The sequence below is a fragment of the Limosilactobacillus ingluviei str. Autruche 4 genome, from assembly GCF_000312405.1.
GTDB lineage: Bacteria > Bacillota > Bacilli > Lactobacillales > Lactobacillaceae > Limosilactobacillus > Limosilactobacillus ingluviei.
In genome coordinates this window covers 1,093,035-1,119,190 of record NZ_HE997173.1, presented here as the reverse complement: position 1 = coordinate 1,119,190, position 26,156 = coordinate 1,093,035, and the positions used below count along the sequence as shown (strand labels likewise).

Below are 26,156 nucleotides of genomic sequence, written 5' to 3'. Positions count from 1 at the left end.
TCGTCACCCCTTTTTTCTCAAATTAAGACCAAATTCGAAGGGAGATAAATTTCAAGATGGCTAACAAGCGTGAATACCCACTTGCCAAGACCCGGAACATTGGGATCATGGCCCACATCGATGCTGGGAAGACCACGGCAACGGAACGGATCCTCTACTACACTGGGAAGATTCACAAGATCGGTGAAACCCACGATGGGGCTTCCCAAATGGACTGGATGGAAGAAGAAAAGGAACGTGGGATTACGATCACTTCCGCCGCTACGACGGCCGTTTGGAAGGAAAACCGGATCAACATCATCGACACCCCAGGGCACGTGGACTTCACGGTCGAAGTTGAACGGGCTTTGCGGGTGCTGGACGGTGCCGTAACGGTGCTGGACGCCCAAGCCGGGGTTGAACCACAAACCGAAACGGTTTGGCGGCAAGCCGACGACTTCAACGTGCCACGGATCGTCTTTGCCAACAAGATGGACAAGTTGGGGGCCAACTTTGACTACTCTGTTCAAACGATCAAGGACCGTCTGAACGTTACGCCATTGCCATTGCAACTGCCAATCGGGGCCGAAGATGACTTTATCGGGCTGGTTGACTTGGTTGAAATGAAGGCTTACATCTACGACGAAGACAAGCTGGGGGAAAACTGGGATACGGTTGAAATTCCGGATGACCTCAAGGATGAAGCCCAAGCTCGTCACGATGCCATGATCGAAACGTTGGCTGACGTCAACGACGACATCATGGAAAAGTACCTGGAAGGGGAAGAAATTTCCGTTCCTGAACTTAAGGCAGCCATTCGGCAAGCCACGCTGAACATCGACCTCTTCCCTGTTTTAGCTGGTTCTGCCTACAAGGATAAGGGGATCCAAATGATGTTGGATGCCGTTGTTGACTACCTGCCATCTCCAGTTGACGTTAAGCCATTTGTGGCCACTGACGAAGACGGCAACGAAGTACAATTGACGGCCGGCGATGACAAGCCATTCGCGGCCTTGGCCTTCAAGATCGCTACTGACCCATTCGTTGGGCGGTTGACTTTCCTGCGGGTTTACACTGGGTCTTTGCAATCCGGTTCCTACGTGCTGAACGCTACGAAGGGGAAGCGGGAACGGATTGGTCGTCTGCTGCAAATGCACTCGAACCAACAACAAGAAATTCCAGAAGTGTTCTCTGGGGACATTGCGGCGGCAATTGGTCTGAAGAACACGACGACTGGGGACTCCCTGACGGACCCAGATCACCCATTGCAACTGGAATCCATGGACTTCCCAGAACCAGTTATCCAAGTTTCGGTTGAACCAAAGTCCAAGAACGACCAAGACAAGATGGACAAGGGGCTGCAAAAGTTGGCTGAAGAAGACCCAACTTTCAAGGCAGAAACGAACCCTGAAACTGGTGAAACGTTGATCGCCGGGATGGGTGAATTGCACTTGGACATCATCGTGGAACGGTTGCGCCGGGAATTCCACGCCGAAGTTACGGTTGGTAAGCCACAAGTTTCCTACCGTGAAGCCTTCACGAAGCAAGTTTCCGCCCAAGGGAAGTTTGTTCGTCAATCTGGTGGTAAGGGTCAATACGGGGATGTCTGGATTGAATTTACGCCACTGGAAGAAGGGGAAGGTTTCCAATTCGAAGACGCCATTGTCGGTGGGGTTGTGCCACGTGAATACATCCCAGCTGTTGAACAAGGGCTGAAGGAAGCCATGGAAAATGGGGTCTTAGCTGGTTACCCACTGGTTGACTTGAAGGCTAAGCTTTACGATGGTTCCTACCACGAAGTCGACTCCTCTGAAGCAGCCTTCAAGGTGGCCGCTTCCTTGGCACTGAAGAACGCCGCACCGAAGGGTGAAGCTGTCATCCTCGAACCAATCATGCGGGTTGACATCGTTGCTCCAGAAGACAACCTGGGGGATGTCATGGGTCACGTTACTGCCCGGCGTGGTTCGATCGACGGGATGGAAGAACGGGGGAACGCACAACTCGTGCACGCCTTTGTTCCGCTGTCTGAAATGTTTGGTTACGCTACGACCCTGCGGTCTGCTACCCAAGGTCGTGGGACCTTCACGATGACCTTTGACCACTACTCTGCTGTGCCAAAGTCCATCCAAGAAGAAATTATCGAAAAGAACGGTGGCAAGTAATTCTTGCCCTGAACTTAAAAAAGGTCGGGAGACGTCCCGGCCTTTTTTGTACATAGCGAGGCAAAAACGATGACTTTTTACACTTATGATTATTTGCAAGCCCAACAGCATGTTACCCAGTGGGTCGTGGCCCTCGGGTTGGTCCTTTTATTGTTAGGAACCTTAGTTGGGACGTGGCGTTATTTCCGGCAACGGTACCGGACCCGATCCCGTGATTTGAGCATTATTATGGTGTTGCTAATGGCGATTTTGTTGGGCATTCAGTGGGAGCATTACCTCACCAGTCGTACGACCGCCGCTCAGAGCAGTCAATTGCTGCCCTTTATCCAGGCCGTGGCCGTTGATCATCACCTTAAGCCCGACCAAGTCTTGGTTAATTCAACGACTTTGGCTGACGGGATGATTATTCGGTTCCAAAAACGGGACTATCAGGTGCACCTGAATGCGGATAACAACAGTTATACTCTGACCCGCGCCCACGTGATCAATCATCAGGTGCTTGTTAAAGATGCGGAGGTGAAAAAATGAGCAGTTATGGTTTGATCGCCCTCAAATTTGTGGTGGGGATGATCATGATGATCTTGCAGATTAACTTATTAGGCAAAGTTGAATTTGCACGCAACACCCCTTTGAATCAAATCCAAAATTATGTCCTGGGGGGAATTATTGGTGGGGTGATTTATAACCCCGCGATTACCATTTGGCAATTTCTGATCATCCTCTTGTTGTGGTCCTTAATTGTTGCAATCGTGAAATTTGGCCGGGAACACAGCCGGTGGTTACGTCTCCTAATTGATGGCCGGCCGGTCATGTTGATTGCTGACGGCCAGTTGCGGCCGACGGCGTGTTTGCAAGTCGGCTTGTCGGCCAACCAATTGATGGAGCAGCTGCGCAACAGTGGCATTACCACGCTTAGTCAGGTCAAGAGTGCCGTGATGGAAACCAACGGCCAGCTGACGGTCATCGAAAAAGACGCCGCCAACCTTAAACTGCTCTTGATTAGCGATGGCCAGTTAAATGCGGAAGTCTTAAGTTTAATTGGAAAGTCCCCGACGTGGGTGCAGACCCAGCTGCAAGCAGCGGGGCTCCAACGGGTGGAACAGGTTTTTGTCGGGGAATATGTAAATGGGGAATTACGGGTGGTGCCCTACCCACAATCAGCGTAAAGGAAAAGCGGAGTTAACGAGTGCGTTCGTCAACTCCGCTTTTAGGTTGTTTTAGTTTAATTCGTTTAAGACCCGCAGGGCAATGGCTTCACTCATTACTAAGTCGGTAAAGAGTTCGCCCCGGAGCGCCCCCAAGGCGGCTTTAAATTTGGCCTTACCTTGGACGACCCCAAAGCGCCGCGGAATTTTTTGAATATCACTGATGGCCATGCCGACGGTTTTGTCATCAGCTTTGTTAAGGAAGTGACCGTTGATATCATACGGCCGCCCGTAAATCATTCCGGCCACTTGCGCCGGATCGACGTTCGGGAAGATTGAAGCCTTGTGGGCCCGCCACAGGGGCATCGAGTCGATCGATTCTTCGGTCCCTAACCCGCAGATCAACAGTTGGGCTTGCTTAGCGACTTCCAAGGTTTGCTTGATGGAAGGTTCTTCAATAAAGCCTTGGCGGACATCATCGTTAATGATGTATAACGGCCCGGGAATCGTGTAGTAGTGCGCGTCATATTTCGTGGCGGCCCGTTGCGTCATCCGCATCGAACCCGTTGAAGAGTGGTAGCGCATGTTTTCACCGATGAACTGAACAAAGGTCAGATCGTCCCGTTCCGATTTTGCGAAGTGACTGATGACATCATAAATGGTCTCACCCCACGATAGGCCCACGATTTGACATTGCTTAATCAAAGCTTGGGCTTGGATCGCCGCAAAGGCGGCCACGCGGTCATCGCGGGTTCCGATGTTTTCGGGGTCCTTGATGACGTAGAGTTGCTGGATCTTAAAGTGCTGCTTTAATTGTTGCTCCAACTCCACGCTGCGTTCGTAATTCGAATGCACGGTGATTTCGACGATCCCGCTGGCCAATGCCTCATCCAGGTATTTCAAAATTAAGTAACGGCTTAGCGAATATTTTTCCACCATTTTGTTAATAGGCATCTTGCTGAAGTAGTAATCTTGGGCAAGTTGACCCAACAAATGTACGTGTTGTGCGTCCATCATTCATCCCACCTTTTATAAGTTAATTGGCGTATTTACCCATTTTTCGGTCAAACGGTTTTCATATCCCACTATCTATTTATAATTGTAACCAGTTTTTTGACGAACGACAAGCCAAAACGAGCTGATTATCTTTTTAATGAATTTTTAAAACTGACAACGCTGCCGGAATTTTTGGTGGAGCTAAAAAGCCCGGGGCACTAAGCTAAGCCCCGGGCTTTGGGATGATTAATTCGGCAACAGGTCCAAGAAGTTGGCCAGCTGGTTTAGGTAGGATTGGTGCCCAGTCAAAGCTTTGATTTGAGCTTGCACCGTGGTTAAATTGTCCGTAATCAACCCATCGGCGTGGTCAAAGATCAATTGTTTGATCACCGCGGGCTCATTAGCGTCCCAAGCCAAGACCGGCTTGTGTTGGCGGTGGGCTTGGGTGATGAAATCCTGATTTAAGGTCGAATATTCCATCGAGTACCCATCCGCCGCGCTGTTAGGGAAGGTAAAGTTGTAAGGTTGAATGTAATAGACCGTTAACGCGGGATTGGCACGTTGGAGTTGCCGGACGGCCGTGTAATCTAGCGAATGGACCCGATCGTGCTGGGCTAACAGGGTTGCCCCGTAGCGCTGGTTAAAGCGTTGGATCATGTCGGCCGAGTCGTGGGGCGTGGTCTTGATTTCGACCAGCAGTGGTTGGTGGAGTTGCTGAGCGGCTTTTAGGTACTGATCAAATGACGCAACGGGCGCTTGGTGACCATTTTCTTTCGCCGTTAGGGCCGTCAGCTGGCGCAGGGTTAATTGATAGGGAGCCTGATTGACCCCCGTCAAGGCCCGCAAATTTTCATCGTGCATGGCCACAAATTGGTGGTCCTTGGTCTCATGGATGTCCATTTCCACGAAATCCGGGTGGAAATGGGCGGTCTTTTTCAGGGCCGGAATTGTATTTTGCACCCCGTTGCCATTGACGACGCCACGGTGGGCAATCGTAAGGGGGCGGGTCAGACTGTGCTCGCTGAAGTAGGTGCTGGCGTTGGCCGCCGCAGCTAAGGTAAACAGGGCGATTAAGGCTACCGGCAGCCCCCACTGGCGCCAAGTCGCGCGGCGGTGACCAAAGGCCAGGGGGGACGAGGGCAGTTCATCCGCAATTAAGACCAAGAGGCTGAGGATGGTCTGCCAAACGATCAAGAACTCGCTACCGAGTTGGACCAGAGTTAAATTTGCGGTTGCTAAGTGGTGCGGCCACGGGGCGGGCAGCAGATCAAAGCCCGCTTGAGCCACCAAACTGGTCAGGTAAAAAAGCAAAATGACTAACGTCGTCAGCACCGCCAAAGTGAGGAGTTGTTTGACCAGGGGCCACCACTGGCTATGCGCGGTGCGTTGCCAACTGCTGATGAAGGCTGCTTTGGTAGGGACGTGATGGTAAACCATGGTTGGCAGGGTATACAACAAGCGGACCCCGAAGGCGAGGATCACGACGTAACCAAGCACGGTCCCGCTGATCAGCCAGCCGTTGCGGGTCAGGTAGTCCAAGATGAAGGCGGGGACTTTGACCTTGGTTAAGAGCGGGGTTTTGAAAATCAAATTACTGACCGGCAGGATCAAGCTCAAATAGCCCTGTAACAAGGCTAACGAACCCAAGCGCATGTGGGCCAGGGAAGCCCAACTCTCGCCCAGCCAATTGCGCCAGTCAAAGCGGTCGCGGGCCAGCTGGCGGACCGCAATCAACAGGAGGGTAAACTGCGCATAAATGACCCATAGCAACGCCAAAAGTTCAAGAAATAAGGCGATGACCACCAGGGGATGGTGGGTGAGGATCGTGACCACGTTTTGGTAGGAGACAAAGGGGATTTCGCCCGCTTGTAAAATCCAGGTGGTGGCGAATTTAAAACTGGGAATCACGAGAAATTGAATCAGCAAATCTAAGCCGTAACTTATAGCGACAAAGGTCAGCCAGTGGGCCCGGAAAATTTGCCGGTGGCGCTTAAAGGCGTCCCAAAATACTGGCATAATTTCCTCCTTTTTCTGTACATATTTTTCATGTGATAATTATGCCACATCTGCCTGCTGCCCAAAAGAAAACCGCTCCCAAGGGCAGCGGTTTGTGTAAACTTAGGCGAGCGTTCAATTTTAATGCGGCTGATTATGCTTGTTCTTGATCAAAGACTTCCAAGGCTTCGGCCGCATCGGCCCAAGCTTCTTCAGTCTTGGCCAGCTTGGCACTGACTTGATCCAACTCTTTTTGTAGGTCACTGAGCTTGGCAATGTCGGTGGCAATGTCGGGCTTGCTCATCTCTGCTTCAATCGCAGCTTGTTGTTCGCTCAAGTCCGTCATCGTTTGTTCCAATTGATCGGCTTGGCGTTGGAGCTTGCGGCGGGCCCGTTGGGTTTCCTTGCTTTGTTGGTAGGATTGTTGCTTTGCCGATGGCGCGCTGGTGGTCGTCGGGTTTGCGGTGGCCGGCTGGCTGGCCGCTTGCTTGGCTAAGGCCGCAAGGTAGTCGTCGTAGTTGCCTTCGTACGCCGTCATCTGATCCTTGGTTACCGCCAAGACGTCGGTGGCCACTTGGTTGATAAAGTACCGGTCATGGGAGATAAACAGCACGGTCCCCGGGAACTCATTAATCGCCGTTTCCAAGACTTCCCGACTGTCGATGTCCAAGTGGTTGGTCGGTTCATCGAGAATCAAGTAGTTGATCGGTTCAAAGGAGAGCTTGGTTAATTCCAAGCGGGCCTTTTGTCCCCCCGATAAGTCCTTGACCAGCTTAAAAACGTCATCGCCCACGAATAAGAAACTCCCCAGCAAGGAGCGAATTTCGGTTTCGGGGACTTCTGGATGGTCATCCCACACTTCATCGAGGACGGTCTTTTCCGGGTGCAGTTGTTGTTGCTCCTGGTCGTAGTAGCCGATTTGCAGGCCGACCCCAAACTTAATCTCCCCGCTGATGGCCGGTAGTTTATGCAAGAGGGTCTTGAGCAGCGTGGATTTGCCGATCCCGTTGGGGCCGATGATGCCGATTCGCTGGCCCTTGGTTTCAGTAAAGGAGAAGGGGCCGGCTAAGGGCTGGTCGTGGTAGCCGATTTTTAAATCTTGCACCGTTAACACGTCGTTGCCGCTTGGTTCACCGTAGGTAAAGGAGAAGTGAATGGAGCGGTCATCGCTGACCGGGCGGGTTAAGCGGTCCATTTTTTCCAGCTGCTTGCGCCGGGCTTGGGCGCGCTTGGTTGTCGAAGCGCGGACAATGTTGCGGTTGACAAAGTCTTCTAAGGCGGCAATCTTTTTTTGCTGTTGTTCGTAGTGCTTTAGTTCAGCTTTGAGCTTGTCGGCCTTATGGTGCATAAAAGCAGTGTAGTTCCCGGTGTAGTGGGTCAACGTTTTGTTATCCAGGTCATAGACTTCATTAACGACCTTGTCTAAGAAGTAGCGGTCGTGCGACACGATTAATAAGGCCCCGGCATACCCCTTTAAGTAGTCTTCCAACCAGCTCAAAACCCCCATGTCAAGGTGGTTGGTTGGTTCGTCGAGGATCAACAAGTTGGGGGCTTGGAGCAGGATTTTGGCCAGGGCCAACTTGGTCTTTTGCCCTCCGGAGAGCGAATTGACCGGCATCTCATACATGGCTTCGCTAAAGCCAAAGCCGGTTAAGACCCCGCGAATTTTGGAATCAATGGCAAAGCCGTCCTGCTTTTTAAAGCTGGTTTGCAAGCGATCATATTCGCTGAGAATTTCTTGGTAGGCCGGACTGGTGGCATCCACGCTGGCCAGCTGTTCTTCTAAAGCGTGCAGCCGCTTTTCCATCGCGTGAAGCGGCGCAAAGACGCCGTCTAATTCGGCCCAAATCGTATTTTGACTGTCGAGGCCTTGATCCTGGGCTAAGTAACCGATCGTGACGTTTTTGCCGACGGCCAGGGTCCCTTCATCGGGTTCGGTAATTTGGGCCAGGATCTTGAGCAAGGTCGTCTTCCCTGCCCCGTTGCGGCCGACCAAGGCGACCCGGGCCTGATCATTGATTTGTAAGTTGATATTGTGAAATAAAACGTCCGCCCCAAACCGGCGCAAGACGTCGTGGGTTTGCAATACAAGCATTTTGTCAAAACCTATCTTTCTATCCGTTCTTATCTTCAGTCAATCCAAATTTTACCATGCTTTTTTGCCAACCAACCATAACTTTTCTTGCAATTAGGTTCACAAAGGAGCCGGGAATTGCTAGAATAAGTTGTATGCTAAATTCACAAGAACCATAAATTTTTAGTTGAGGAGGGAATGTGAACATGCCATCTCGGAAAATTCCGCGGGCGACAGCCAAGCGACTGCCGGTCTATTACCGTTACTTGAACGTGCTCTTGAATGCCAATAAGAAGCGGGTGTCATCGACTGAATTATCAGAGGCAGTCCAAGTTGACTCTGCCACGATTCGCCGGGACTTCTCTTACTTTGGTGAATTAGGGAAGCGGGGCTACGGCTATGATGTCGAGAGCCTGTTAAAGTTTTTCCGGGGGATCTTGAACCAAGACAAGCTGACCAGTGTCGCCTTAGTCGGGGTCGGGAGCCTGGGGAGTGCCTTGATGAATTACAATTTCCACCAAAGCACCAACTTACGGATCAGCGCGGCCTTTGATCCGAAGCCGGAATTGGCGAATACGATCAAGAGTGGGATTCCGGTTTATCCGGCGTCTGAATTAAAGAAGCAGATTAAAGAACAACAAATTGACGCGGTCATTTTAACCGTGCCCGGGGAAAAATCCCAGGCCGTGACGGATGAACTCGTTGAAGCGGGGGTTCACGGGATCTTAAACTTTACTCCAGTCCGGTTGTCAGTTCCCAAGGATGTCCAAGTCCAAAATATTGATTTGACGAATGAATTGCAAACCTTGATTTACTTTATTGAAAGCAACAAGGGGCAAGATTAGTTCGCCGCTTTTCCCAAGCGGGTGTGGCTTGGGTTCGTTAGCGCTGTTCCAGCTGAGCTGGGGCAGCTTTTTTGATACCGATGCCAACGGCGCTCTACCAATCGCTCGGCCAATACGTCAAAAAAGGTCAAACTTTTTGGTTGCAATCTGACTGAACCGTGTTATAGTAGAAAATGTAATTAGCACTGAACGAGGTTGAGTGCTAACACTCCTCAACCAGGAGTGCTAAAATTACGGAAACTAGAATTATTATATGGAGGGATTAACGTGTTAAAGCCATTAGGAGATCGCGTAGTTCTGAAAGCTGAAGAAGAAGAAAAGACGGTTGGGGGCATTGTGTTAGCTTCCAACGCCAAGGACAAGCCTACGACGGGGAAGGTTGTTGCTGTCGGTGAAGGGCGGACCTTGGACAATGGTCAACACGTTGCCGTAAGCGTTAAGGAAGGCGATAAGGTCCTCTTTGATAAGTACGCCGGCCGGGAAGTTGAATACGACGGGGGAAAGTACCTGGTCGTTCACGAAAAAGACCTGGTGGCCGTGATTGATTAACCGCCACGATTAAGTTGGCCAATTGATTAAGTTTGAAATTAATTTGAGGTGAAATAAGAATGGCAAAGGAATTGAAGTTTGCTGAAGATGCACGTCGGGCAATGTTGCGCGGGGTTGACAAGTTAGCTGACACGGTTAAGACGACGATTGGACCAAAGGGCCGCAACGTGGTCTTAGAACAAAGCTACGGCTCCCCAACGATTACTAACGACGGGGTGACGATTGCCAAGAACATCGAATTGGAAGATCACTTTGAAAACATGGGGGCCAAGCTGGTTTCTGAAGTTGCTTCCAAGACTAACGACATTGCCGGGGACGGGACGACCACGGCGACGGTCCTGACCCAAGCGATCGTCAACGAAGGGATGAAGAACGTGACGGCCGGGGCGAACCCAGTTGGCATCCGGCGCGGGATCGAAAAGGCTACGGCCGCAGCCGTGGCTGAATTGAAGACGATGAGTCACGATGTCAAGACCAAGGATGACATTGCACAAATCGCTTCGATCTCTGCTGCAAACCCAGAAGTAGGCCAATTGATTGCGGACGCAATGGAAAAGGTTGGTAACGACGGGGTTATCACGATTGAAGACTCCCGTGGGGTGGACACCAGCGTGGACGTGGTTGAAGGGATGAGCTTTGACCGCGGGTACATGTCCCAATACATGGTTACTGACAACGACAAGATGGAAGCTAACCTGGACAACCCATACGTCCTGATCACGGACAAGAAGATTGCCAACATCCAAGACATCTTGCCACTGCTCCAATCCGTTGTGCAAGAAGGTCGGGCCCTGTTGATCATCGCCGATGACATTACGGGTGAAGCCTTGCCAACCTTGGTTCTCAACAAGATTCGGGGAACCTTTAACGTGGTAGCGGTAAAGGCGCCAGGCTTTGGTGACCGGCGCAAGGCCCAACTGGAAGACATCGCAGTCTTGACCGGTGGGACGGTGATCTCTGATGACTTAGGGATGCAATTAAAGGACGCGACGATTGACCAACTTGGTTCAGCCAACAAGGTAACGGTTACTAAGGACAACACGACGATCGTTGACGGGGCCGGGGACAAGGCCGCAATTGCTGACCGGGTTGAACAAATCAAGAAGGCCATTGCCGAAACTTCCTCTGACTTTGACAAAGAAAAGCTCCAAGAACGGTTAGCGAAGTTAGCCGGTGGGGTTGCCGTTGTTAAGGTCGGTGCCGCTACGGAAACGGAATTGAAGGAACGCAAGTACCGGATCGAAGATGCCCTGAACGCTACGCGGGCCGCTGTGCAAGAAGGGTTCGTTCCTGGTGGTGGGACGGCCTTGGTAAACGTTATCCCAGCCTTGGAAAAGGTTGAAGCCGAAACGACGGGTGACGAGCAAACTGGGGTTAAGATCGTAAAGGCAGCCTTAGAAGCACCAGTTCGTCAAATTGCCGAAAACGCTGGGGTTGAAGGCTCAGTGATTATCAACCAACTGAAGAACGAACAACCAGGGATTGGTTACAACGCGGCGGAAGACAAGTTTGAAGACATGGTTGCAGCCGGGATTGTGGACCCAACCAAGGTTACCCGTTCAGCATTGCAAAATGCGGCCTCTGTGTCAGCCTTGTTGTTGACCACTGAAGCTGTGGTCGCCGACAAGCCAGAACCAAAGGACGCTGCTCCAATGAACCCAGCCGCTGGTGCCGGCATGGGTGGGATGATGTAATCCCTTGCCAATTTAACCAAAAGTCGCGGGCGACCGCGGCTTTTTTGCATGCCAAAGAAATTTAGAGGAATGCTTGTCATTTCACTAGCGCTTGCGTTACAATCTACAAATGGCCCCACGTAAATCCGCCATTTGGATTGCGTGGGGTGAAATCTTACAATTGTTTTTTATATAGGAGAGAAAAATGTGGCGATATCTGAAACGGGTTTTGATTGGGAAACCACTGAAAACCCTTGATGAAGGGCAGGCCCACTTGACGAAGTTCAAGGCCTTGGCCCTCTTGTCATCGGACGCTTTATCGTCGGTTGCCTACGGGACGGAACAAATTACGACCGTCTTGGTAACCTTGTCCGCGGCGGCTTTGTGGTATTCGTTACCAATTGCGGCCGTGGTCTTGATTTTGCTGTTGGCAATTACCTTGTCCTACCGCCAGATCATTCACGCCTACCCCAGTGGGGGTGGGGCCTACGTGGTGGCAACGAAGAACTGGGGCGACAACGGGGGCTTGATTGCCGGGGGGTCGCTGTTGGTCGATTACATGCTGACGGTGGCGGTGTCAACGACCTCGGGGACTGAAGCGATTACTTCAGCCATTCCGGCCCTGTATAAGTACTCGGTACCGATTTCGTTGCTCATTGTCTTGGCGATCATGCTCTTAAACCTGCGGGGGATGAGCGAGAGTGCCAATTTCTTGACGATCCCAGTCTACTTCTTCGTGGTGATGATTTCCGTCATGATCATTTGGGGGTTGATCAACATCGTAACTGGGCACGTTGCTTACCACGCCCCAGCTGACTATGGGCACCCCGTAGCGGGGATGTCCTTGGTCTTGTTGATCCGGGCGTTTTCCGCCGGGTCAGCTTCCTTGACCGGGGTGGAAGCGATCAGTAATGCGGTGCCAAACTTTAACGCTCCCAAGGAGAAGAATGCGGCCAGCACCCTGACGATTATGAGTCTGATTTTGGCGGCCTTCTTCGCGGGCATTACCTTCCTGAGCTTTTACTTTGGGATCATTCCTAACCCCCGGGCGACGGTTCTGTCCCAAATTGCGGCGACCGTTTTTGGCGGCCACGGGGTCGGTTTTTACCTGTTGCAATTGGCGACGGCGATGATTTTGGCTGTGGCGGCCAACACCGGCTTCTCGGCCTTTCCGATCCTGGCTTACAATATGGCTAAGGATAAGTTCTTGCCGCACGCCTTTATGGACCGGGGGGACCGGTTGGGGTATTCCAACGGGATTATCAGTCTGGCCGTGGGGGCGATGATTTTGATCGTGATTTTCCATGGGCAGACCAACTTATTGATTCCGCTGTACGCCGTGGGGGTGTTTGTGCCCTTCACCCTTTCCCAATCTGGGATGATTATCCACTGGTTCCGGGAACGCGATGGTATTTGGCTGGGCAAGGCCGCCATTAACCTGGTTGGGGCCTTGATTTCCTTGGCCCTGGTGGTCTTCTTGTTCTGGCAACACTTTAGCAACGTCTGGCCGTACTTGATCATCATGCCAATGCTGCTCTTGTTGTTCCACAACATTCACAGCCACTACCAAAAGGTAGGCAAGCAGCTGCGGGTGGCCGAAAAGACCAAGGTGCAGTTGCATGATTACGATGGGGCGACGGTGATTGTCTTAGTTGGTAACGTTACGCAGGTGACCCGTGGGGCGATCAATTACGCGCGCTCGATTGGGGACTACGTGATTGCGATGCACGTTTCCTTTGATGAAAATCCGGGCAAAGAACACAAAACGGCTAATGAATTTAAGGCCGAATACCCGGATGTCCGGTTCGTTGACATTCACTCGTCTTACCGGTCGATTGCAACGCCGACCCTGCGGTTTGTCGATGTGATTGCCAAACGCGCGGAGGCCAAGAACTATTCGACGACGGTGCTGGTACCGCAATTTGTGCCGAAGCACCCGTGGCAGCTGGCTTTGCATAACCAAACCGCCCTGCGGTTGCGGACCTTGTTAAACAGCCGGCAGAACATCATTGTTTCCACTTACAATTATCACTTACACGAATAACGGCTGGGGCTGGGAGAAAAGACGCTTTTCTTACCAGCCCTTTTGCTTGGCAAATAAGAAAGGATCAGCAAATGCAGAAACGACAACTCGGGGCGACCGTGGCAGGGCTCGGCGGAATTTTATTAATGGCGTCATTTTCCGTGCAGGACAACTGGTTTCATTCTGGCTGGTTGGGGATTTTTGGCAGTGGACTGATTGTGGGCGCCTACTTGAGCTTAAACTGGTCGCAGTGGCAGGCCCACAATCCCCGGGTACGCAAGGTGACCTGGTGGCTGCTGGGCCTCTGCTTGGTCTTGGTGGTTTTACGGGGGCTAGAGACGTTGGTTTAGCCCGCTCCTCCTTCGCCGGGTCAACTTCAGTGCGTAAAAAAACTGCGGCAACTGGGCCGCAGCGGGGAAAGCATCTAATTTTCATCATTGGTCAGGGGCACCTCGTGGAAGCGCGGGGTGCCTTTTTGGATGGTCAACTGGTTGTTAAAGCGGGTGGTTAAGGCAGCAATTTGGGCCTCAACCTGATCTTCATCGACAAAGACGTGGACCGTGACGGCGGTGGCATAATCCGGTGCCGTTTGGGTCAGGGCGGCTTGATTAAGGTAGTAGTTAACTTGGTCGTACAGGGGGTAGGGGACGGTAATATCCAAAGTTGTCTGCTTGATCCGTTTAATTAGGCCGGCTTGGTGAATCGCGCCGGTCGTCGTGTTGCTGTAAGCCCGAATCAATCCCCCGGCCCCGAGCTTGATCCCGCCAAAGTAACGGGTGACGACGGCACAAACGTCGTGGAGGTGCTCTAATTTCAAGGCTTCGAGAATCGGGACGCCCGCGGTCCCACTGGGCTCACCGTTGTCGCTTTCGCGTTGGATTTGATCGTGCTCGCCCAGCAGGTAGGCAAAGCAATTATGGGTTGCCTTGCGGTGCTCTTTGGTGATTTGACTGATGAAGGCCTGGGCGGCGGCTTCATTGGTTACCCGCGCCAACGAACAAATGAAGCGCGATTTCTTAATGGTGACCTCATAGGTCGTATCAGCTGCAATGGTGATGTAGGGTTGGGCTTGGCTCATCGTGCTTTTCCTCCGGAATTAAAATTTGCCCCCTTAAAAAAGTAAAAATTCGCTTTTTTGACGTATATATAAAGTAGGGGGTGAAAAAATGGAAATTGAATTGTTATATGGGCGCCGGGAATTGGTCCCAGCGGCAACGGCCCTGCCCGCGCCAGCGGGGGTGGAAGTCTTACCCACCATGGCAATTGAAGGCCAGCAGGTGCGCTGTTTGCGGTGCAACCAACGCTTTGATCGGGCCGCGGTCGCCTTGCCCAACGCCCAGTATTATTGTCCGGCCTGCCTGAATTTAGGCCGGGTCGCGACGTTAAATAAATTTTACCATGTTAAGGAGCCAAATCAATTTTCGCCGCCGGCGACGGTGCTGCGGTGGCAAGGAAAATTGTCGCCCTTGCAGGCGCAAGCGGCCGCCGTGGTCAAACAACAAATGGGCAAGCACGCCCACCACTTACTATGGGCGGTGACCGGGGCCGGCAAAACGGAAATGACCTACCCGGCAATTGAACAGGCTTTAAAGCGCCGGGAACGCGTGGGGATTGCTTCGCCCCGGATTGATGTTTGTCGGGAATTATACCCGCGCTTTAAGCGGGACTTTGCCCTGACCCCGGCCTTATTGTATGGTGGGGCGTGCGAGCCATATGCTTATCGCCAACTGACCATTTGTACTACTCACCAGTTGCTGCGGTTTTATCACGCCTTTGACCTGCTGATTGTGGATGAAGTGGATGCGTTCCCGTACGCCATGGAGCCGGGCTTGCATTATGCAACCCAACAAGCGCTGAAACCGACCGGGGGGTTATTGTTAATGACGGCCACGCCGGACGCGCGCCTGTTGCGTCAGGTTCGCCAGGGGAAATTATCAATCAGCTACCTGCCCTTGCGCTACCACGGCCATTTACTGCCGCCGATTCACCCGGTTTTGGTCTGGAACTGGCGCAAGCAGGTCCAACGGGGGCGTTTACCAGCGGCGGTCTTGAATTGGATTAGTCAACGCTTGGCAGCGAAACGAGAATTTTTGTTTTTCGTTCCCCACGTTGCCGATTTACCGGGAGTGGCCGCTGTTTTACGGCACCACTTTCCGGCGGTGGCCTTTACGACCGTGCATGCCGCCGATCCCGAACGGGAAGCCAAGGTGTTGCAAATGCGGCACCACCAGCTGGCGTTTTTGGTGACCACCACCATTTTGGAACGCGGGGTCACTTTCCCGGCCATTGATTTGCTGGTGCTCGGGGCGGACGACCCGGTCTTTTCGGCGGCGGCCCTGGTCCAAATTGCGGGCCGGGTGGGGCGGGCCAGTAGCCGCCCGGATGGGGAGGTGACCTTCTTTTTGAGCGCGTATGCCCGGAATGTGGTGTTAGCGATGAAACAAATTCGGCTGGTCAACCAGAAAGGACGGCGGTTGCAATGACGGGATGTTGTTTGTGTGGGGGCAATTTGGCCTGGCGGCCCACTTTGCTCGAGTTGCTACGGTGGGGGGATGTTCGGCCGCCGGTAATTTGCGCGGCCTGTCAAGCCAGCTTCGCCCCCTGGCCGGCGCCGCATTGTCCGGGGTGTGGGCGGACCAGTCCGCAGGGCCAGCTGTGTGCAGAATGTCGAGCGTGGCAAGATCAATTTGGCCGCTTGGTACCGGTGACGCCTTGCTATCAATATAATCAGGCGATGAAAGACTTCATGCACCGTTATAAATTTCAGGGCGATTACCAGTTGCGGCGCGTTTTTCAAGCGGAATTGACAGCCCGGGCTGGCCAACTCGGGTCCTTGGTTGTGACCGTACCCGTCAGTACGGAGACCATGGCCACCCGCGGGTTTAACCAGGTGAATGGCTTATTGGCTTTAAACCGGGTAGCGGCCCTTAAAGTCAAAGGCCAGCGCAAGGGGCGCCAAGCGGAAAAAGACCGGGCGGCGCGGCTGGCAACGCCCCAACCGTTTGCCTTGACGAAGGCGGCCCAAAGTTTAGCGGGCCAGTCAGTGGTCTTGGTAGATGATGTCTACACCACCGGCCGGACGTTTTACCATGCGGCCAGTTTGTTGTGGCAAGTAGGGTGCACGGAAATTCGGGGCTTGGTGTTGGCCAGTTAAACAGTGCATTAAATTGAGTAAAAGTCAACCAAAATTGCCAAAAATGATCGCAAATCCGGTAATTTTGTGAGAATTTCCAAGAAAAAGAAAACGATTTCCGGAAATGATTGTATATTTTTTATTATTCCTCTATAATATAAGTAAGATATCAAGGAAAGGGCTTTCTTGATATTTCGCAAGCCTTATCGCTTGTACTGAAAGGAGAGAGGTACAATGCTACAATTCAATATTCGCGGAGAAAACGTTGACTTGACTGATGCAATCCGTGATTATGTAACGAAGCGGATCAGCAAGCTCGAAAAGTACTTTGAGGACAACGTTGAAGCCACTGCTCACGTTAACTTGAAGGTGTACACCGACAAGACGTTTAAGGTTGAAGTGACGATTCCACTGCCATACTTAACCTTACGGGCAGAAGAAACTTCCAACGATATGTATGCCAGCATTGACTTGGTAACCGACAAGCTTGAGCGGCAAATCCGGAAGTACAAGACGAAGGTAAATCGTAAGGCCCGGGAAAAGGGCTTTAAGGGACTTGAATTCGTCAACACCCAAGATGATGAACCGGCTACGGATCCATTAAAGATTGTGCGGACGAAGCAAATTTCTTTGAAGCCAATGGATTCAGAAGAAGCCGTTCTTCAGATGGATATGCTTGGCCACGATTTCTTTGTCTTTGAAGACTCCGAAACCAACGGAACCAGTATTGTTTACCGTCGGAAGGATGGCCGGTACGGTTTGATTGAAGTGAACTAAAATACCAATTGTGTGATGAAGCATTTCGTTAGCGCTTGAAATGCAAATCAGGGGAATGGTGGCGATCACCATTCCTTTTTTCTTTTCTTACGGTGATCGTAAATTTTCCCGCACGAGCCAAAAAGCTAGTATAATGGGTAGAGTAACTTTGAACGTCAAGGGGCGTTCAAAGACTGGCTAGGATTGATTATGGGAGGAATTTGCGATGAGCTATCAGGCTTTATACCGGGTATGGCGGCCCCAACGCTTTAGTGATGTGGTGGGGCAAGGATTAGTGGTCACCACCTTAAAAAATGCCATTATTACCAACCAGATCAGCCACGCCTACCTCTTTGCGGGGCCCCGGGGGACCGGGAAAACCTCGGCCGCCAAGATTTTTGCCAAGGCGATTAATTGCCACCACCAAACGGATGGTGAGCCATGCAACGAATGCCCGACTTGTCAGGCCATTACAGCCGGCCAGCTTGGCGACGTAATCGAAATTGACGCGGCTTCCAACAACGGGGTCGAAGAAATCCGCGACATTCGTGATAAGGCTAAGTACGCGCCCACCCAGGCGGATTACAAGGTCTACATTATTGACGAAGTGCATATGTTGTCGACGGGGGCCTTCAATGCCTTGTTGAAGACATTGGAAGAACCGCCGGCCAACGTGATCTTTATTCTGGCGACGACCGAACCCCACAAGATTCCGTTGACGATCCTGTCCCGGGTGCAGCGGTTTGATTTTCACCGCATCAGTGCCCAGGATGCGTTTGAGCGGATGAAGTTTATCTTGGACCAAAAGGATTTGGCCTATGATGAACAGGCGCTGTGGGTGATTGCTAATGCGGCGGAAGGGGGCATGCGGGATGCCCTGAGCATTCTTGATCAGGCCCTGTCCTTTAGTGACAACCAATTGGCCCTCAAAGATGCCCTGTTGGTGACCGGTAGTGTGACCAAGCAATTGCTCAAGCAGTACTTCTTGCAAGTGGCCCGAGGCGACAGTGCCCAAGCGTTGGCGACGATGACGGAAGTCTTGGGGCAAGGCAAGGACGGTCAGCGGTTTATTGAAGACTTGATCTCCTTTATTCGCGACATCTTGCTCTACCAAGAATCGCCGGACTTATTAACCCTGGCTGCGACGGGCTTAGCGGCGGCTGACTTTGAGGAGTTGAGCCAGGCGGCCGCTGCGCCGGTCTTATACACAATGATCGATACGCTCAACGAGATTCAAGAGGAAATGCGGTTTACCACCCACCCGGACGTTTACCTGGAAGTGCTCACGGTTCGGCTCAGTCAGCAACGGCCTGCCAGTTCGGCAGCGGGGGCGGCACCGGCGGAAATTGCGCAGCTGCAAGCGCAAATCGCCGAGCTGCAAAAGCAGGTTCAGAGCTTACTGAACCGGCCGGCTCAACCCGCTACTCCGGCGAGTCAACCAACGGTGCGCTCCGCGGCCAAGAAACCGGGGGGCCGGTCCGGGGAGTTTCGCTTGAATGTTGAGCAGGTTTACCAAGTGCTTGATCACGCCACTAAGGCGGATCTGGCCAACTTGCGGGAGCTGTGGGGCGATGCGCTGAGCTTGCTTTCACCGGCCCAACATTCCCTGTTAAACTTAGCCAAGCCGGTGGCGGCCAGTCCCGCTGGGGTGGTGGTTGCTTACGATAACGACTTTTTGTTGGCCAAGGCGGCTGGTGGTGATTTAGCTACGACTTTGGGCCAAGCCTTGCAACAAGTCAGTGGGACGGCCCGGCAGGTGGCCTTTGTTCCGAGTGGCAAGTGGCCGACGATTCGCCAGGAATTTTTGACCTCGCGGGGGTATTACGATCAGGCCGGGAAAGCGGCGGCGCCCAAGGCACCGACGCCGCCGGCTGACCCCTTGATTGCCCAGGCCCAACAATTATTTGGCGCGGACGGCATTAAAATTGAAGACAACTAAATTAACGATAAAGGATGGATGAAGATTATGATGCGCGGAATGAACATGCAACAAATGATGAAGCAAGCCCAAAAGATGCAAAAGCAGATGATGGAAGAACAAGCCGCTTTGGCTGCCCAATCTTTTACTGGGGTAGCCCCAGATGACATGGTGAAGGCGACCTTTACCGGTGACAAGAAGTTAGTCGACCTGCAAATCAAGCCGGCAGCGGTGGATCCAGATGATCCAGAAATGCTGAGTGACTTAGTAATTGCCGCCGTTAATGATGGCTTGGCCCAAGTGGATCAAGCTACCCAAGCCAAGTTGGGCAAGTACACGAAGGGGCTGGGGCTCTAATGCAGTACCCGGAACCAATTGCCAAGCTGATTGCTTCGTATATGAAGCTACCCGGGATTGGCGAAAAGACGGCGACCCGGCTGGCTTTTTACACCTTGGGAATGGCGGATGAAGACGTCAAGGACTTTGCCAGTGCCCTGGCTGCGGTGAAACGGGATCTGCACTATTGCACGATTTGCGGTAACATTACGGAAGATGACCCCTGCCCCTTGTGTAAGGATGCTTCGCGTGACCAAAAGACGCTGCTGGTGGTGGAACGCTCGCGGGATATCATGGCTATGGAACGCATGAATGAATATCACGGCCTGTACCATGTTTTGCACGGGACGATTTCCCCCAGTGCCGGGACGGGACCGATGGATATTAATATTCCCAGCTTGATTGAGCGCTTGAAGAGCCATCCCGAGATCAACGAAGTGATTATTGCGACCAATGCGTCCTTGGACGGGGAAACGACGGCCCAATACCTGGCGAAATTAATCAAACCCGCTCAGATCAAAGTAACCCGCTTGGCCCACGGACTCTCAGCGGGGGCCGATATTGATTATACCGATGAAGTAACCCTCTTTAAGGCGGTGCAAGGACGAACGGAGATGTAGACAGGATGAGCCTTTTTAAGCGCACGCCTGATGTGAAGCAGGCAGCGAATGCAGATTTATTAGCGTTGATCTATGCGACTAAGGCCAGTTGGGATCACGCGAAGGAAACGGCCCAGGCGGTGTACGAAAGTCAGGTTGACACCGAATTGGTGGAACGGACCAAATTACAAGAACAAAAGTACCTGTACTTGTATAACTTGGCGCGGCAACGGCACGTGCACGGGACGCTAAACGACGGGGTTATCCAAAATTAGGGGGTGCACATGACAGCACAAGGCTTTTTTATCTCATTTGAAGGACCGGATGGGGCCGGGAAGACCAGCGTTATGACGGCGGTGGCTGCGACGTTGGCCGAACGTTGGGGCGACCAGCGGATCATGCAAACCAGAGAACCCGGTGGCAACCACATTGCCGAACAAATCCGGGCCGTCTTGTTTGATGATGCCAACCGGCAAATGGATGCCCGGACCGAGGCCCTGCTCTTTGCGGCCGCCCGTCGGCAACACGTTGTGGAAGATCTCAAGCCGGCCTTGGCAGCGGGACAGATTGTTTTATCAGATCGCTACGTGGATAGTTCCGTTGCTTACCAGGGGGCCGGCCGGGGCCTGGGGATGGCCCAAATTTGGGAATTAAACCAGTATGCCGTGGAAAACTGCATGCCCCAGCTGACGATTTATTTAGATCTGCCGGTGCGCGTGGGCTTGGCCCGGATTGCCCAACACCGGGCCGATCAAGTCAACCGCTTGGATGAAGAAGCTCTGAGCTTTCACGAAACCGTCCATGCGGCCTTTGATCAATTGGCTGCCCAACATCCGGCGCGGATTGTCAAAGTTGATGCCAACCAACCCCAAGCGGCAGTGGTTGCCGCGGTCTTGGCCGTGATCAAGGCGCGCTTGGGACTGTAACACGGAAAGCAGAATGGAGGAATTACCATGAAAATGTTGATGGCAATTGTACAACCAAAGGATGCCAGCAAGGTGCAAGCGGCCCTGGCGAAGGCCAAAATCGGGGCGACCAAGCTGCAATCCACGGGGGGCTTCTTGCGGGAAGGCAATACCACCTTTATGATCGTGGTTGATGACGACCGCGTGGACCAAACCCTGGCGATTATCAAGGAAAACGCCAAGACCCGCGAACAATTCGTGGCCCCATCGGCGTACATTGACAATGCCGCCAATGCGGTGCCAATGAACGTTCAAGTCGGTGGTGCCACGGTCTTTGTGCTGCCGGTCGATCAATTCATTCATTTCTAGTGAGCAAGCAGACGGGAGGAAATGGTGGCTTTTCAAGCAGAACTTTTACAGCCGCAATTGTTGGCCCGGATGCAACGGGTAATTGCGCAAGGTGAATTGGCCCACGCTTATTTGTTGGTCGGCCCCAGTGGGTCCGGCAAACTGGCCCTGGCCCAGTGGTTGACGATGCGCTTATTTTGTGAACACGTGGTGGCTGGCCAACCCGACGGGACGTGCCCGGAATGCCAGCGGATTTTGTCGGGCAATCACCCTGATGTCGTGATTGCTCAGGCCGAGGGGCGGCAGATCAAAGTCGATCAGGTTCGGCACCTTAAGGCCGAATTCACTAAGACTGGGATGGAAGGCCAAACCAAAATGTTTATCATTGAAGCGGCCGAAAAGCTGACGGTCAGTGCGGCCAATTCACTGCTGAAATTCATTGAGGAACCAGGCCCAGGGAGCTATATTTTACTGTTAACTACCAACAAAAATGCCGTCTTGCCCACGATTCAATCCCGGACCCAGGTGCTGGAATTATTGCCCCTGAGTACCGAGGCGGTGCAAGCCAATTTACAAGCCGCGGGGGTGCCGCCTTATCTCCAACCGGTGATGCTGGGGCTGACGACGGATGCGCAGCTGGCCCAGGCCTGGTTGGCTGATGACTGGTTCCAAAAGGCGGTGGCGGCGGTTTGGCAGTGGTTTAAGGCGGTCAGTCAGGGGCAAGCGCTGGCCTTTGTCCAGGTGGCGACCGATTTGGTGCCCTTGGCAAACGAACGGCAACAAGCGCAAGTCCTCTTGGATTTAATGACCTTGCTGTGGCGGGATGCCTTGCTGGTTAAAAATGGGGTTCAAGCCGGGCTGCACTTTCAGCAGTGGGCTGCGGAACTGACAACCCAAAGCCAAACCCTCCCGGCTGCGCGGGTCTTAGCAGCCAGTGAGTTAACCCTGGAGTGCCGGAAACTATTGGATCAGAATTTAAACTTTCAAACGGTCGCAGAGCAATTAACCCTGCGCCAACTTGCAGTTATCAAGCCAGAAGGGGGCAGGTAAGGTGGCAGACCATTTTGACATGAGTGATATTTATGAGCAATTTGCGGCGGTAACGCGCCAAACCAAGGACCTGGTCGACAGCATGGAAGTCCTGTCCGAAAAATTAAGTCTGGTCCTGGCGGAAAACGCCAAGTTAGCGATTGAAAACGATCATTTGCATGAGGTGATCAATAAGCAGCACCGAAAAAAGCAAGAAGAGGGCTTATCGGATTCGCGCAAAATGTTGCAAAAGCTGTACCAAGAAGGCTTCCACGTTTGCAACGATATGTACGGGAAACGCTTGGAAGATCACGAATCGTGCACCTTTTGTCTGGATGCGATCTATGGTCGCCACCAGCAAGCCTAAAGCACTAAAAAACAGCGGGGAGCCTTGTTTGCACCCGCTGTTTTTTGGTACCCTTAAACTAACTACGACACGCAGAAAAGAGAGGAAACTATGCAGCAAGTAAGCAGTTTTGCCCCGACTGAGATGGGGACGTTATACCTGGTGCCAACGCCAATTGGCAACCTGGGTGATATGACAATGAGGGCGCTGGAAGTGCTCAAAACCGTGGATTTGATTGCCGCTGAAGATACCCGGCACACCCAACAGTTGTTAAACCACTTTGCAATTAAGCAAAAGTTGGTCAGTTTGCATGAGCACAACCACGAGCAACGGGTGCCCCAATTGTTGGCCGATTTGCAAGCGGGCAAGCAAATTGCCCAGTGCAGTGATGCGGGGATGCCGTCGATCTCTGATCCCGGCAAGGAGTTGGTCGCCGCGGCCACGAATGCTGGGATTCCGGTCGTAGCTTTGCCGGGGCCCAACGCCGCCTTGACGGCCTTAATCGCTTCGGGGTTGGTCCCGCAGCCCTTTACCTTCTATGGCTTTTTGGAGCGCAAACACCAGCAACAGGTAACGGCTTTGACGGCGCTAAAAGGCCGGCCGGAGACCTTGATTTTTTATGAAGCGCCCCACCGCTTGAAAAAGACTTTACAGACGATGGCTGAAGTCTTTGGGCCCCAACGGCGCGTGGTGTTGGCCCGTGAATTAACCAAGCGCTACGAAGAGTACTTGCGGGGGGATTTGGGAGAAGCCTTAGCGTGGGCGGAAAGCGAACCGGTGCGGGGCGAATTTGTCGTCCTGGTGGCGGGCAATGACCACCCAACGCCAATTGCAGCCGCTGATACCAGCAGTCCAACCGAAGCAATTGACGCCGCGATTGCGACGGGCTTGTCACCTAATGCGGCGATCAAGCAAGTGGCCAAGCAACGGGGACTGAATCGCCAAGCCTTATATAAGGCCTACCATGGTTTGGACTAATGAAGGGACCACGAGAAACGATGACTATTTTAAATCAATTTGAAATGCAACACGCCATTCCATATTACGAATGTGACGCCAGTGGGCACTTGACGGTGGCAATGTTGTTTCGTCTGCTGATTTTAGCATCGGAGCAGCACAGTGACACGTTAAAGGTCGGACCGGCGGCAGTTAAAGCCTACGGGGGTGGCTGGGTAATTATCAATTACGCAGGTGAGTTGACGGAGCTGCCCCGCGAAGGGGACACGATCACGATTGGGACCAAAATTGCGGCCTACAATCGGTTCTTTGTGGTCCGCGATTTTTGGGTGCGCGCGGCGACCGGGGAAGAATTGGTGCGGCTGCAAGGCCTTTTCGCCTTTATGGATCTGACCAAACGCAAAATGGTGACGATTCCGTCGGCCTTGATTGCTCCGTATCAATTAACGGAAAGTCGGCGCCTGCCAAAGGTGCCGCGCCCCCTGACGCTTGAACAGCCTGATCCGGCTTGGCAGGGACAAACTTATCGGGTCCGCTTTTTTGATATTGATTTAAATAATCACGTCAACAACGCCGTGTACTTTGACTGGCTCTTGGATCCCTTGGGCCGTGAATTTTTGCTGCACCACCGCTTGGTTCACGTAAAGATGAAGTACGATCATGAGGTGCGGGCTGGCGAACAAGTCACCAGTCGCTTTGTGACCACCCCGGCGTCCGATCGGGTGGTGACCCACCACCAAATTTGTAATTCTGCCGGCTTAGCGGCCGAAGCGGAATTTGAATGGGTGCCGGCTTAATGAAACGCCCCTGCTTGCCAGGACCAAAATTGGTCTAGGTGGCAAGCAGGGGCGCTTTGCGTAAAAATAAGCTAAATTGGTCTAGTTGAGTTCTTCGCTGATCAAGGACAATTCAGTGTCCGCACATTCAGCATCTAATTGGTGGCGATCCTTGTTGTCAGCGTGGGCTTGCATTAAGGATAATTCCTTTTGGATCTTCATTTCAAATTGTTTCATGGTTTGTTCCTCCTCATTTGATGCGCGGCAGAGCGGATTGGTTGGCCGCGCCTTTTTCCTTCTGAATTAGTATGATGATATCATATCGCTAATTGGTCTAGTTTTCAAGGGAGATTAACATTACAAATTTGCTAAAGGTTTAACAATCGTGGTCTAGCTGGTGGGGAAGAAGTTGGGAAAAATGGGGCGCCAGAGGTTGATTTTTTGCCCAAAGTTGGTTACAATCGGAATGTTGATTATTAACGATAGAAAAAGGAGGCAGATAGCATGCGTAAAGCACATCCACATGGTGTACAAGGCCGTCGCCCAGTTGCTCCTAAGTACAAGCGGGCATTAAAGGAAAAGAAGATCGAAGAAATTCGTAAGTGGGCCAAGGAAAAGCCAGCTGACGAAAAGTAATTTTATCGATAACAAGTTGTTAGCAAGGTTTTTCAAAAAAGATTGGGAAACAGCTTGCAATTTAGTTATCAATCAGGTATTATAATACCTGTTGATGACGCGCTCTTAGTGTAATGGATCGCACGTGAGATTCCGGTTCTCAAAATCCGGGTTCGACTCCCGGGGAGCGCATTTAGAATTTAATAATTCTATGCCCCAGTGGCGGAACTGGCAGACGCGCAACGTTCAGGTCGTTGTATGGGTAACCATGTACAGGTTCGAATCCTGTTTGGGGCATTGGTGAAACGGTTCGGTTGCAGAGCCGTTTTTTTGTTGGTACGGGATGAAAAAAAGTTAAAATCCCCCTTGGCAAGTGGAGGAAAATTTGATATTATATATCTTGTTGACGCGCTCTTAGTGTAATGGATCGCACGTGAGATTCCGGTTCTCGAAATCCGGGTTCGACTCCCGGGGAGCGCATTTAAAATTTAATCTTCTATGCCCCAGTGGCGGAACTGGCAGACGCGCAACGTTCAGGTCGTTGTATGGGTAACCATGTACAGGTTCGAATCCTGTTTGGGGCATTTGAGATGCTCGCTATCGTAATGGTAGCGGGCTTTTTTGTTACTTTGCCAAATTAAAGTAAAAGAAAAGTTAAAAAAGGGGTTGAAAAATTAAAATATTCTCACTATAATCTTAAACATCATCAGTTGAACAAGTAAACCGCGTTGAAAGGAACAGTAGCAACGTTTGACCGAGCAAGCGACCCCGGGGTGGTGAAAGCGGGGCGGGCAAACCTTGTGAAGATCACCCCGGAGCGGGATGCCGTTTGAAGGCATCACGGTTGCACCCGCTAACGTGCCCCTGGTTGAATCCGACTGGGGAAAAGGGACTGTCAGCAATGGCAGGCCAAATTTAGGTGGTACCGCGGTTTTAGATCGTCCTAAGTAGCTAGCAAGTTACTTAGGACGATTTTTTGTTTAACCAGTTTTAGCTA

27 protein-coding genes and 3 tRNA genes are annotated in these 26,156 nt (G+C 52.2%); 25 read left to right on the top strand and 5 right to left on the bottom strand.

Annotated features, from left to right (window positions below; all coding sequences use genetic code 11):
* The first annotated feature begins 56 nt into the window (after nt 1-56).
* The 3 genes from fusA to BN54_RS05480 all read left to right on the top strand — a co-directional run bounded on the left by fusA (nt 57) and on the right by BN54_RS05480 (nt 3,307).
* Nucleotides 57-2,141: an elongation factor G gene (fusA, locus tag BN54_RS05490; protein ID WP_019206166.1), complete on the top strand. Its 2,085-nt coding sequence runs from the start codon at nt 57-59 to the stop codon at nt 2,139-2,141.
* A gap of 69 nt (nt 2,142-2,210) precedes the next feature.
* Complete coding sequence (locus tag BN54_RS05485) at nt 2,211-2,669, top strand: DUF3290 domain-containing protein (RefSeq protein ID WP_019206165.1); 459 nt, start codon at nt 2,211-2,213, stop codon at nt 2,667-2,669.
* Entirely contained in the window at nt 2,666-3,307 is a 642-nt protein-coding gene (locus BN54_RS05480) for a DUF421 domain-containing protein (protein ID WP_019206164.1), read from the top strand. The genes BN54_RS05485 and BN54_RS05480 overlap by 4 nt, the downstream gene beginning before the upstream one ends.
* 51 nt (nt 3,308-3,358) lie before the next feature.
* Here BN54_RS05480 and BN54_RS05475 read toward each other — a convergent pair whose 3' ends face one another.
* The 3 genes from BN54_RS05475 to BN54_RS05465 form a co-directional block, all read right to left on the bottom strand.
* Nucleotides 3,359-4,300: a sugar-binding transcriptional regulator gene (locus BN54_RS05475; protein ID WP_040469984.1), complete on the bottom strand. Its 942-nt coding sequence runs from the start codon at nt 4,298-4,300 to the stop codon at nt 3,359-3,361.
* Nucleotides 4,301-4,528: 228 nt separating this feature from the next.
* Nucleotides 4,529-6,298 (bottom strand): glycerophosphoryl diester phosphodiesterase membrane domain-containing protein, encoded by a 1,770-nt coding sequence (locus tag BN54_RS05470; RefSeq protein ID WP_019206162.1) that lies wholly within the window; start codon nt 6,296-6,298, stop codon nt 4,529-4,531.
* 133 nt (nt 6,299-6,431) lie between these two features.
* Nucleotides 6,432-8,372, bottom strand: coding sequence for an ABC-F family ATP-binding cassette domain-containing protein (locus BN54_RS05465; RefSeq protein ID WP_019206161.1), 1,941 nt, complete (start codon nt 8,370-8,372; stop codon nt 6,432-6,434).
* 185 nt (nt 8,373-8,557) lie between these two features.
* Between BN54_RS05465 and BN54_RS05460 the strand changes: the two genes are divergently transcribed.
* The 5 genes from BN54_RS05460 to BN54_RS05440 all read left to right on the top strand — a co-directional run bounded on the left by BN54_RS05460 (nt 8,558) and on the right by BN54_RS05440 (nt 13,791).
* Entirely contained in the window at nt 8,558-9,196 is a 639-nt protein-coding gene (locus BN54_RS05460) for a redox-sensing transcriptional repressor Rex (protein WP_019206160.1), read from the top strand.
* 267 nt (nt 9,197-9,463) lie between these two features.
* On the top strand, nt 9,464-9,745 hold the full coding sequence (groES, locus tag BN54_RS05455; protein WP_019206159.1) for a co-chaperone GroES: 282 nt from the start codon (nt 9,464-9,466) through the stop codon (nt 9,743-9,745).
* A gap of 59 nt (nt 9,746-9,804) precedes the next feature.
* Entirely contained in the window at nt 9,805-11,439 is a 1,635-nt protein-coding gene (gene groL, locus BN54_RS05450; protein ID WP_019206158.1) for a chaperonin GroEL, read from the top strand.
* A gap of 184 nt (nt 11,440-11,623) precedes the next feature.
* A complete protein-coding gene (locus BN54_RS05445; protein ID WP_019206157.1) occupies nt 11,624-13,462 on the top strand; it encodes an APC family permease in 1,839 nt (612 codons plus the stop codon).
* 71 nt (nt 13,463-13,533) lie between these two features.
* Nucleotides 13,534-13,791: a hypothetical protein gene (locus BN54_RS05440; protein ID WP_019206156.1), complete on the top strand. Its 258-nt coding sequence runs from the start codon at nt 13,534-13,536 to the stop codon at nt 13,789-13,791.
* A 74-nt stretch (nt 13,792-13,865) separates the two neighbouring features.
* On the opposite strand, the gene BN54_RS05435 is transcribed toward BN54_RS05440, so the two are convergent.
* Nucleotides 13,866-14,519, bottom strand: a complete 654-nt coding sequence (locus tag BN54_RS05435; RefSeq protein WP_019206155.1) for a YigZ family protein — start codon at nt 14,517-14,519, stop codon at nt 13,866-13,868.
* Nucleotides 14,520-14,607: 88 nt separating this feature from the next.
* Here BN54_RS05435 and BN54_RS05430 point away from each other — a divergent pair, with 88 nt between their 5' ends.
* From BN54_RS05430 to BN54_RS05370, 13 genes are all read left to right on the top strand, one after another.
* Nucleotides 14,608-15,924 (top strand): ATP-dependent helicase ComFA, encoded by a 1,317-nt coding sequence (locus BN54_RS05430; RefSeq protein ID WP_019206154.1) that lies wholly within the window; start codon nt 14,608-14,610, stop codon nt 15,922-15,924.
* Nucleotides 15,921-16,595, top strand: coding sequence for a ComF family protein (locus BN54_RS05425; RefSeq protein WP_019206153.1), 675 nt, complete (start codon nt 15,921-15,923; stop codon nt 16,593-16,595). Before BN54_RS05430 ends, BN54_RS05425 begins: the two co-directional genes overlap by 4 nt.
* 213 nt (nt 16,596-16,808) lie before the next feature.
* Entirely contained in the window at nt 16,809-17,351 is a 543-nt protein-coding gene (gene hpf / locus BN54_RS05420) for a ribosome hibernation-promoting factor, HPF/YfiA family (RefSeq protein ID WP_019206152.1), read from the top strand.
* Nucleotides 17,352-17,556: 205 nt separating this feature from the next.
* The gene (gene dnaX / locus BN54_RS05415; protein ID WP_019206151.1) at nt 17,557-19,269 is read left to right on the top strand and encodes a DNA polymerase III subunit gamma/tau; all 1,713 of its coding nucleotides are present in this window, start codon (nt 17,557-17,559) and stop codon (nt 19,267-19,269) included.
* Nucleotides 19,270-19,296: 27 nt separating this feature from the next.
* Nucleotides 19,297-19,605, top strand: a complete 309-nt coding sequence (locus BN54_RS05410) for a YbaB/EbfC family nucleoid-associated protein (protein WP_040469982.1) — start codon at nt 19,297-19,299, stop codon at nt 19,603-19,605.
* Nucleotides 19,605-20,204 (top strand): recombination mediator RecR, encoded by a 600-nt coding sequence (gene recR, locus BN54_RS05405; RefSeq protein ID WP_019206149.1) that lies wholly within the window; start codon nt 19,605-19,607, stop codon nt 20,202-20,204. The genes BN54_RS05410 and recR overlap by 1 nt, the downstream gene beginning before the upstream one ends.
* A gap of 5 nt (nt 20,205-20,209) precedes the next feature.
* Nucleotides 20,210-20,458, top strand: a complete 249-nt coding sequence (locus BN54_RS05400; protein WP_019206148.1) for a YaaL family protein — start codon at nt 20,210-20,212, stop codon at nt 20,456-20,458.
* A 9-nt stretch (nt 20,459-20,467) separates the two neighbouring features.
* Entirely contained in the window at nt 20,468-21,109 is a 642-nt protein-coding gene (gene tmk / locus BN54_RS05395; protein WP_019206147.1) for a dTMP kinase, read from the top strand.
* A gap of 27 nt (nt 21,110-21,136) precedes the next feature.
* A complete protein-coding gene (locus BN54_RS05390) occupies nt 21,137-21,457 on the top strand; it encodes a cyclic-di-AMP receptor (protein ID WP_019206146.1) in 321 nt (106 codons plus the stop codon).
* 21 nt (nt 21,458-21,478) lie between these two features.
* Entirely contained in the window at nt 21,479-22,486 is a 1,008-nt protein-coding gene (gene holB / locus BN54_RS05385; protein ID WP_019206145.1) for a DNA polymerase III subunit delta', read from the top strand.
* A gap of 1 nt (nt 22,487) precedes the next feature.
* Nucleotides 22,488-22,832, top strand: coding sequence for a DNA replication initiation control protein YabA (locus BN54_RS05380; RefSeq protein WP_019206144.1), 345 nt, complete (start codon nt 22,488-22,490; stop codon nt 22,830-22,832).
* A gap of 90 nt (nt 22,833-22,922) precedes the next feature.
* Complete coding sequence (rsmI, locus tag BN54_RS05375; protein WP_019206143.1) at nt 22,923-23,789, top strand: 16S rRNA (cytidine(1402)-2'-O)-methyltransferase; 867 nt, start codon at nt 22,923-22,925, stop codon at nt 23,787-23,789.
* 20 nt (nt 23,790-23,809) lie between these two features.
* Nucleotides 23,810-24,565, top strand: coding sequence for an acyl-[acyl-carrier-protein] thioesterase (locus BN54_RS05370; RefSeq protein WP_019206142.1), 756 nt, complete (start codon nt 23,810-23,812; stop codon nt 24,563-24,565).
* Nucleotides 24,566-24,646: 81 nt separating this feature from the next.
* Here the strand turns inward: BN54_RS05370 and BN54_RS10480 are convergent, their stop codons facing one another.
* The gene (locus BN54_RS10480) at nt 24,647-24,781 is read right to left on the bottom strand and encodes a hypothetical protein (protein ID WP_019206141.1); all 135 of its coding nucleotides are present in this window, start codon (nt 24,779-24,781) and stop codon (nt 24,647-24,649) included.
* A 267-nt stretch (nt 24,782-25,048) separates the two neighbouring features.
* Between BN54_RS10480 and BN54_RS10475 the strand changes: the two genes are divergently transcribed.
* From BN54_RS10475 to BN54_RS05360, 4 genes are all read left to right on the top strand, one after another.
* The gene (locus BN54_RS10475; RefSeq protein ID WP_006916985.1) at nt 25,049-25,180 is read left to right on the top strand and encodes a hypothetical protein; all 132 of its coding nucleotides are present in this window, start codon (nt 25,049-25,051) and stop codon (nt 25,178-25,180) included.
* Nucleotides 25,181-25,372: 192 nt separating this feature from the next.
* Nucleotides 25,373-25,456 (top strand) — tRNA-Leu (locus BN54_RS05365).
* A 111-nt stretch (nt 25,457-25,567) separates the two neighbouring features.
* Nucleotides 25,568-25,639, top strand: a tRNA-Arg gene (locus BN54_RS10230).
* Between the two features lie 20 nt (nt 25,640-25,659).
* Nucleotides 25,660-25,743, top strand: a tRNA-Leu gene (locus BN54_RS05360).
* Nucleotides 25,744-26,156: the final 413 nt, after the last annotated feature.

Coding starts and splice junctions, on each gene's coding strand:
- fusA (WP_019206166.1), top strand. CDS start 57: ATGGCTAACAAGCGTGAATACCCACTTGCCAAGACCCGGAACATTGGG.
- BN54_RS05485 (WP_019206165.1), top strand. CDS start 2,211: ATGACTTTTTACACTTATGATTATTTGCAAGCCCAACAGCATGTTACC.
- BN54_RS05480 (WP_019206164.1), top strand. CDS start 2,666: ATGAGCAGTTATGGTTTGATCGCCCTCAAATTTGTGGTGGGGATGATC.
- BN54_RS05475 (WP_040469984.1), bottom strand. CDS start 4,300: ATGGACGCACAACACGTACATTTGTTGGGTCAACTTGCCCAAGATTAC.
- BN54_RS05470 (WP_019206162.1), bottom strand. CDS start 6,298: ATGCCAGTATTTTGGGACGCCTTTAAGCGCCACCGGCAAATTTTCCGG.
- BN54_RS05465 (WP_019206161.1), bottom strand. CDS start 8,372: ATGCTTGTATTGCAAACCCACGACGTCTTGCGCCGGTTTGGGGCGGAC.
- BN54_RS05460 (WP_019206160.1), top strand. CDS start 8,558: ATGCCATCTCGGAAAATTCCGCGGGCGACAGCCAAGCGACTGCCGGTC.
- groL (WP_019206158.1), top strand. CDS start 9,805: ATGGCAAAGGAATTGAAGTTTGCTGAAGATGCACGTCGGGCAATGTTG.
- BN54_RS05445 (WP_019206157.1), top strand. CDS start 11,624: ATGTGGCGATATCTGAAACGGGTTTTGATTGGGAAACCACTGAAAACC.
- BN54_RS05440 (WP_019206156.1), top strand. CDS start 13,534: ATGCAGAAACGACAACTCGGGGCGACCGTGGCAGGGCTCGGCGGAATT.
- BN54_RS05435 (WP_019206155.1), bottom strand. CDS start 14,519: ATGAGCCAAGCCCAACCCTACATCACCATTGCAGCTGATACGACCTAT.
- BN54_RS05430 (WP_019206154.1), top strand. CDS start 14,608: ATGGAAATTGAATTGTTATATGGGCGCCGGGAATTGGTCCCAGCGGCA.
- BN54_RS05425 (WP_019206153.1), top strand. CDS start 15,921: ATGACGGGATGTTGTTTGTGTGGGGGCAATTTGGCCTGGCGGCCCACT.
- hpf (WP_019206152.1), top strand. CDS start 16,809: ATGCTACAATTCAATATTCGCGGAGAAAACGTTGACTTGACTGATGCA.
- dnaX (WP_019206151.1), top strand. CDS start 17,557: ATGAGCTATCAGGCTTTATACCGGGTATGGCGGCCCCAACGCTTTAGT.
- BN54_RS05410 (WP_040469982.1), top strand. CDS start 19,297: ATGATGCGCGGAATGAACATGCAACAAATGATGAAGCAAGCCCAAAAG.
- recR (WP_019206149.1), top strand. CDS start 19,605: ATGCAGTACCCGGAACCAATTGCCAAGCTGATTGCTTCGTATATGAAG.
- BN54_RS05400 (WP_019206148.1), top strand. CDS start 20,210: ATGAGCCTTTTTAAGCGCACGCCTGATGTGAAGCAGGCAGCGAATGCA.
- tmk (WP_019206147.1), top strand. CDS start 20,468: ATGACAGCACAAGGCTTTTTTATCTCATTTGAAGGACCGGATGGGGCC.
- BN54_RS05390 (WP_019206146.1), top strand. CDS start 21,137: ATGAAAATGTTGATGGCAATTGTACAACCAAAGGATGCCAGCAAGGTG.
- holB (WP_019206145.1), top strand. CDS start 21,479: ATGGTGGCTTTTCAAGCAGAACTTTTACAGCCGCAATTGTTGGCCCGG.
- rsmI (WP_019206143.1), top strand. CDS start 22,923: ATGCAGCAAGTAAGCAGTTTTGCCCCGACTGAGATGGGGACGTTATAC.
- BN54_RS05370 (WP_019206142.1), top strand. CDS start 23,810: ATGACTATTTTAAATCAATTTGAAATGCAACACGCCATTCCATATTAC.
- BN54_RS10480 (WP_019206141.1), bottom strand. CDS start 24,781: ATGAAACAATTTGAAATGAAGATCCAAAAGGAATTATCCTTAATGCAA.
- BN54_RS10475 (WP_006916985.1), top strand. CDS start 25,049: ATGCGTAAAGCACATCCACATGGTGTACAAGGCCGTCGCCCAGTTGCT.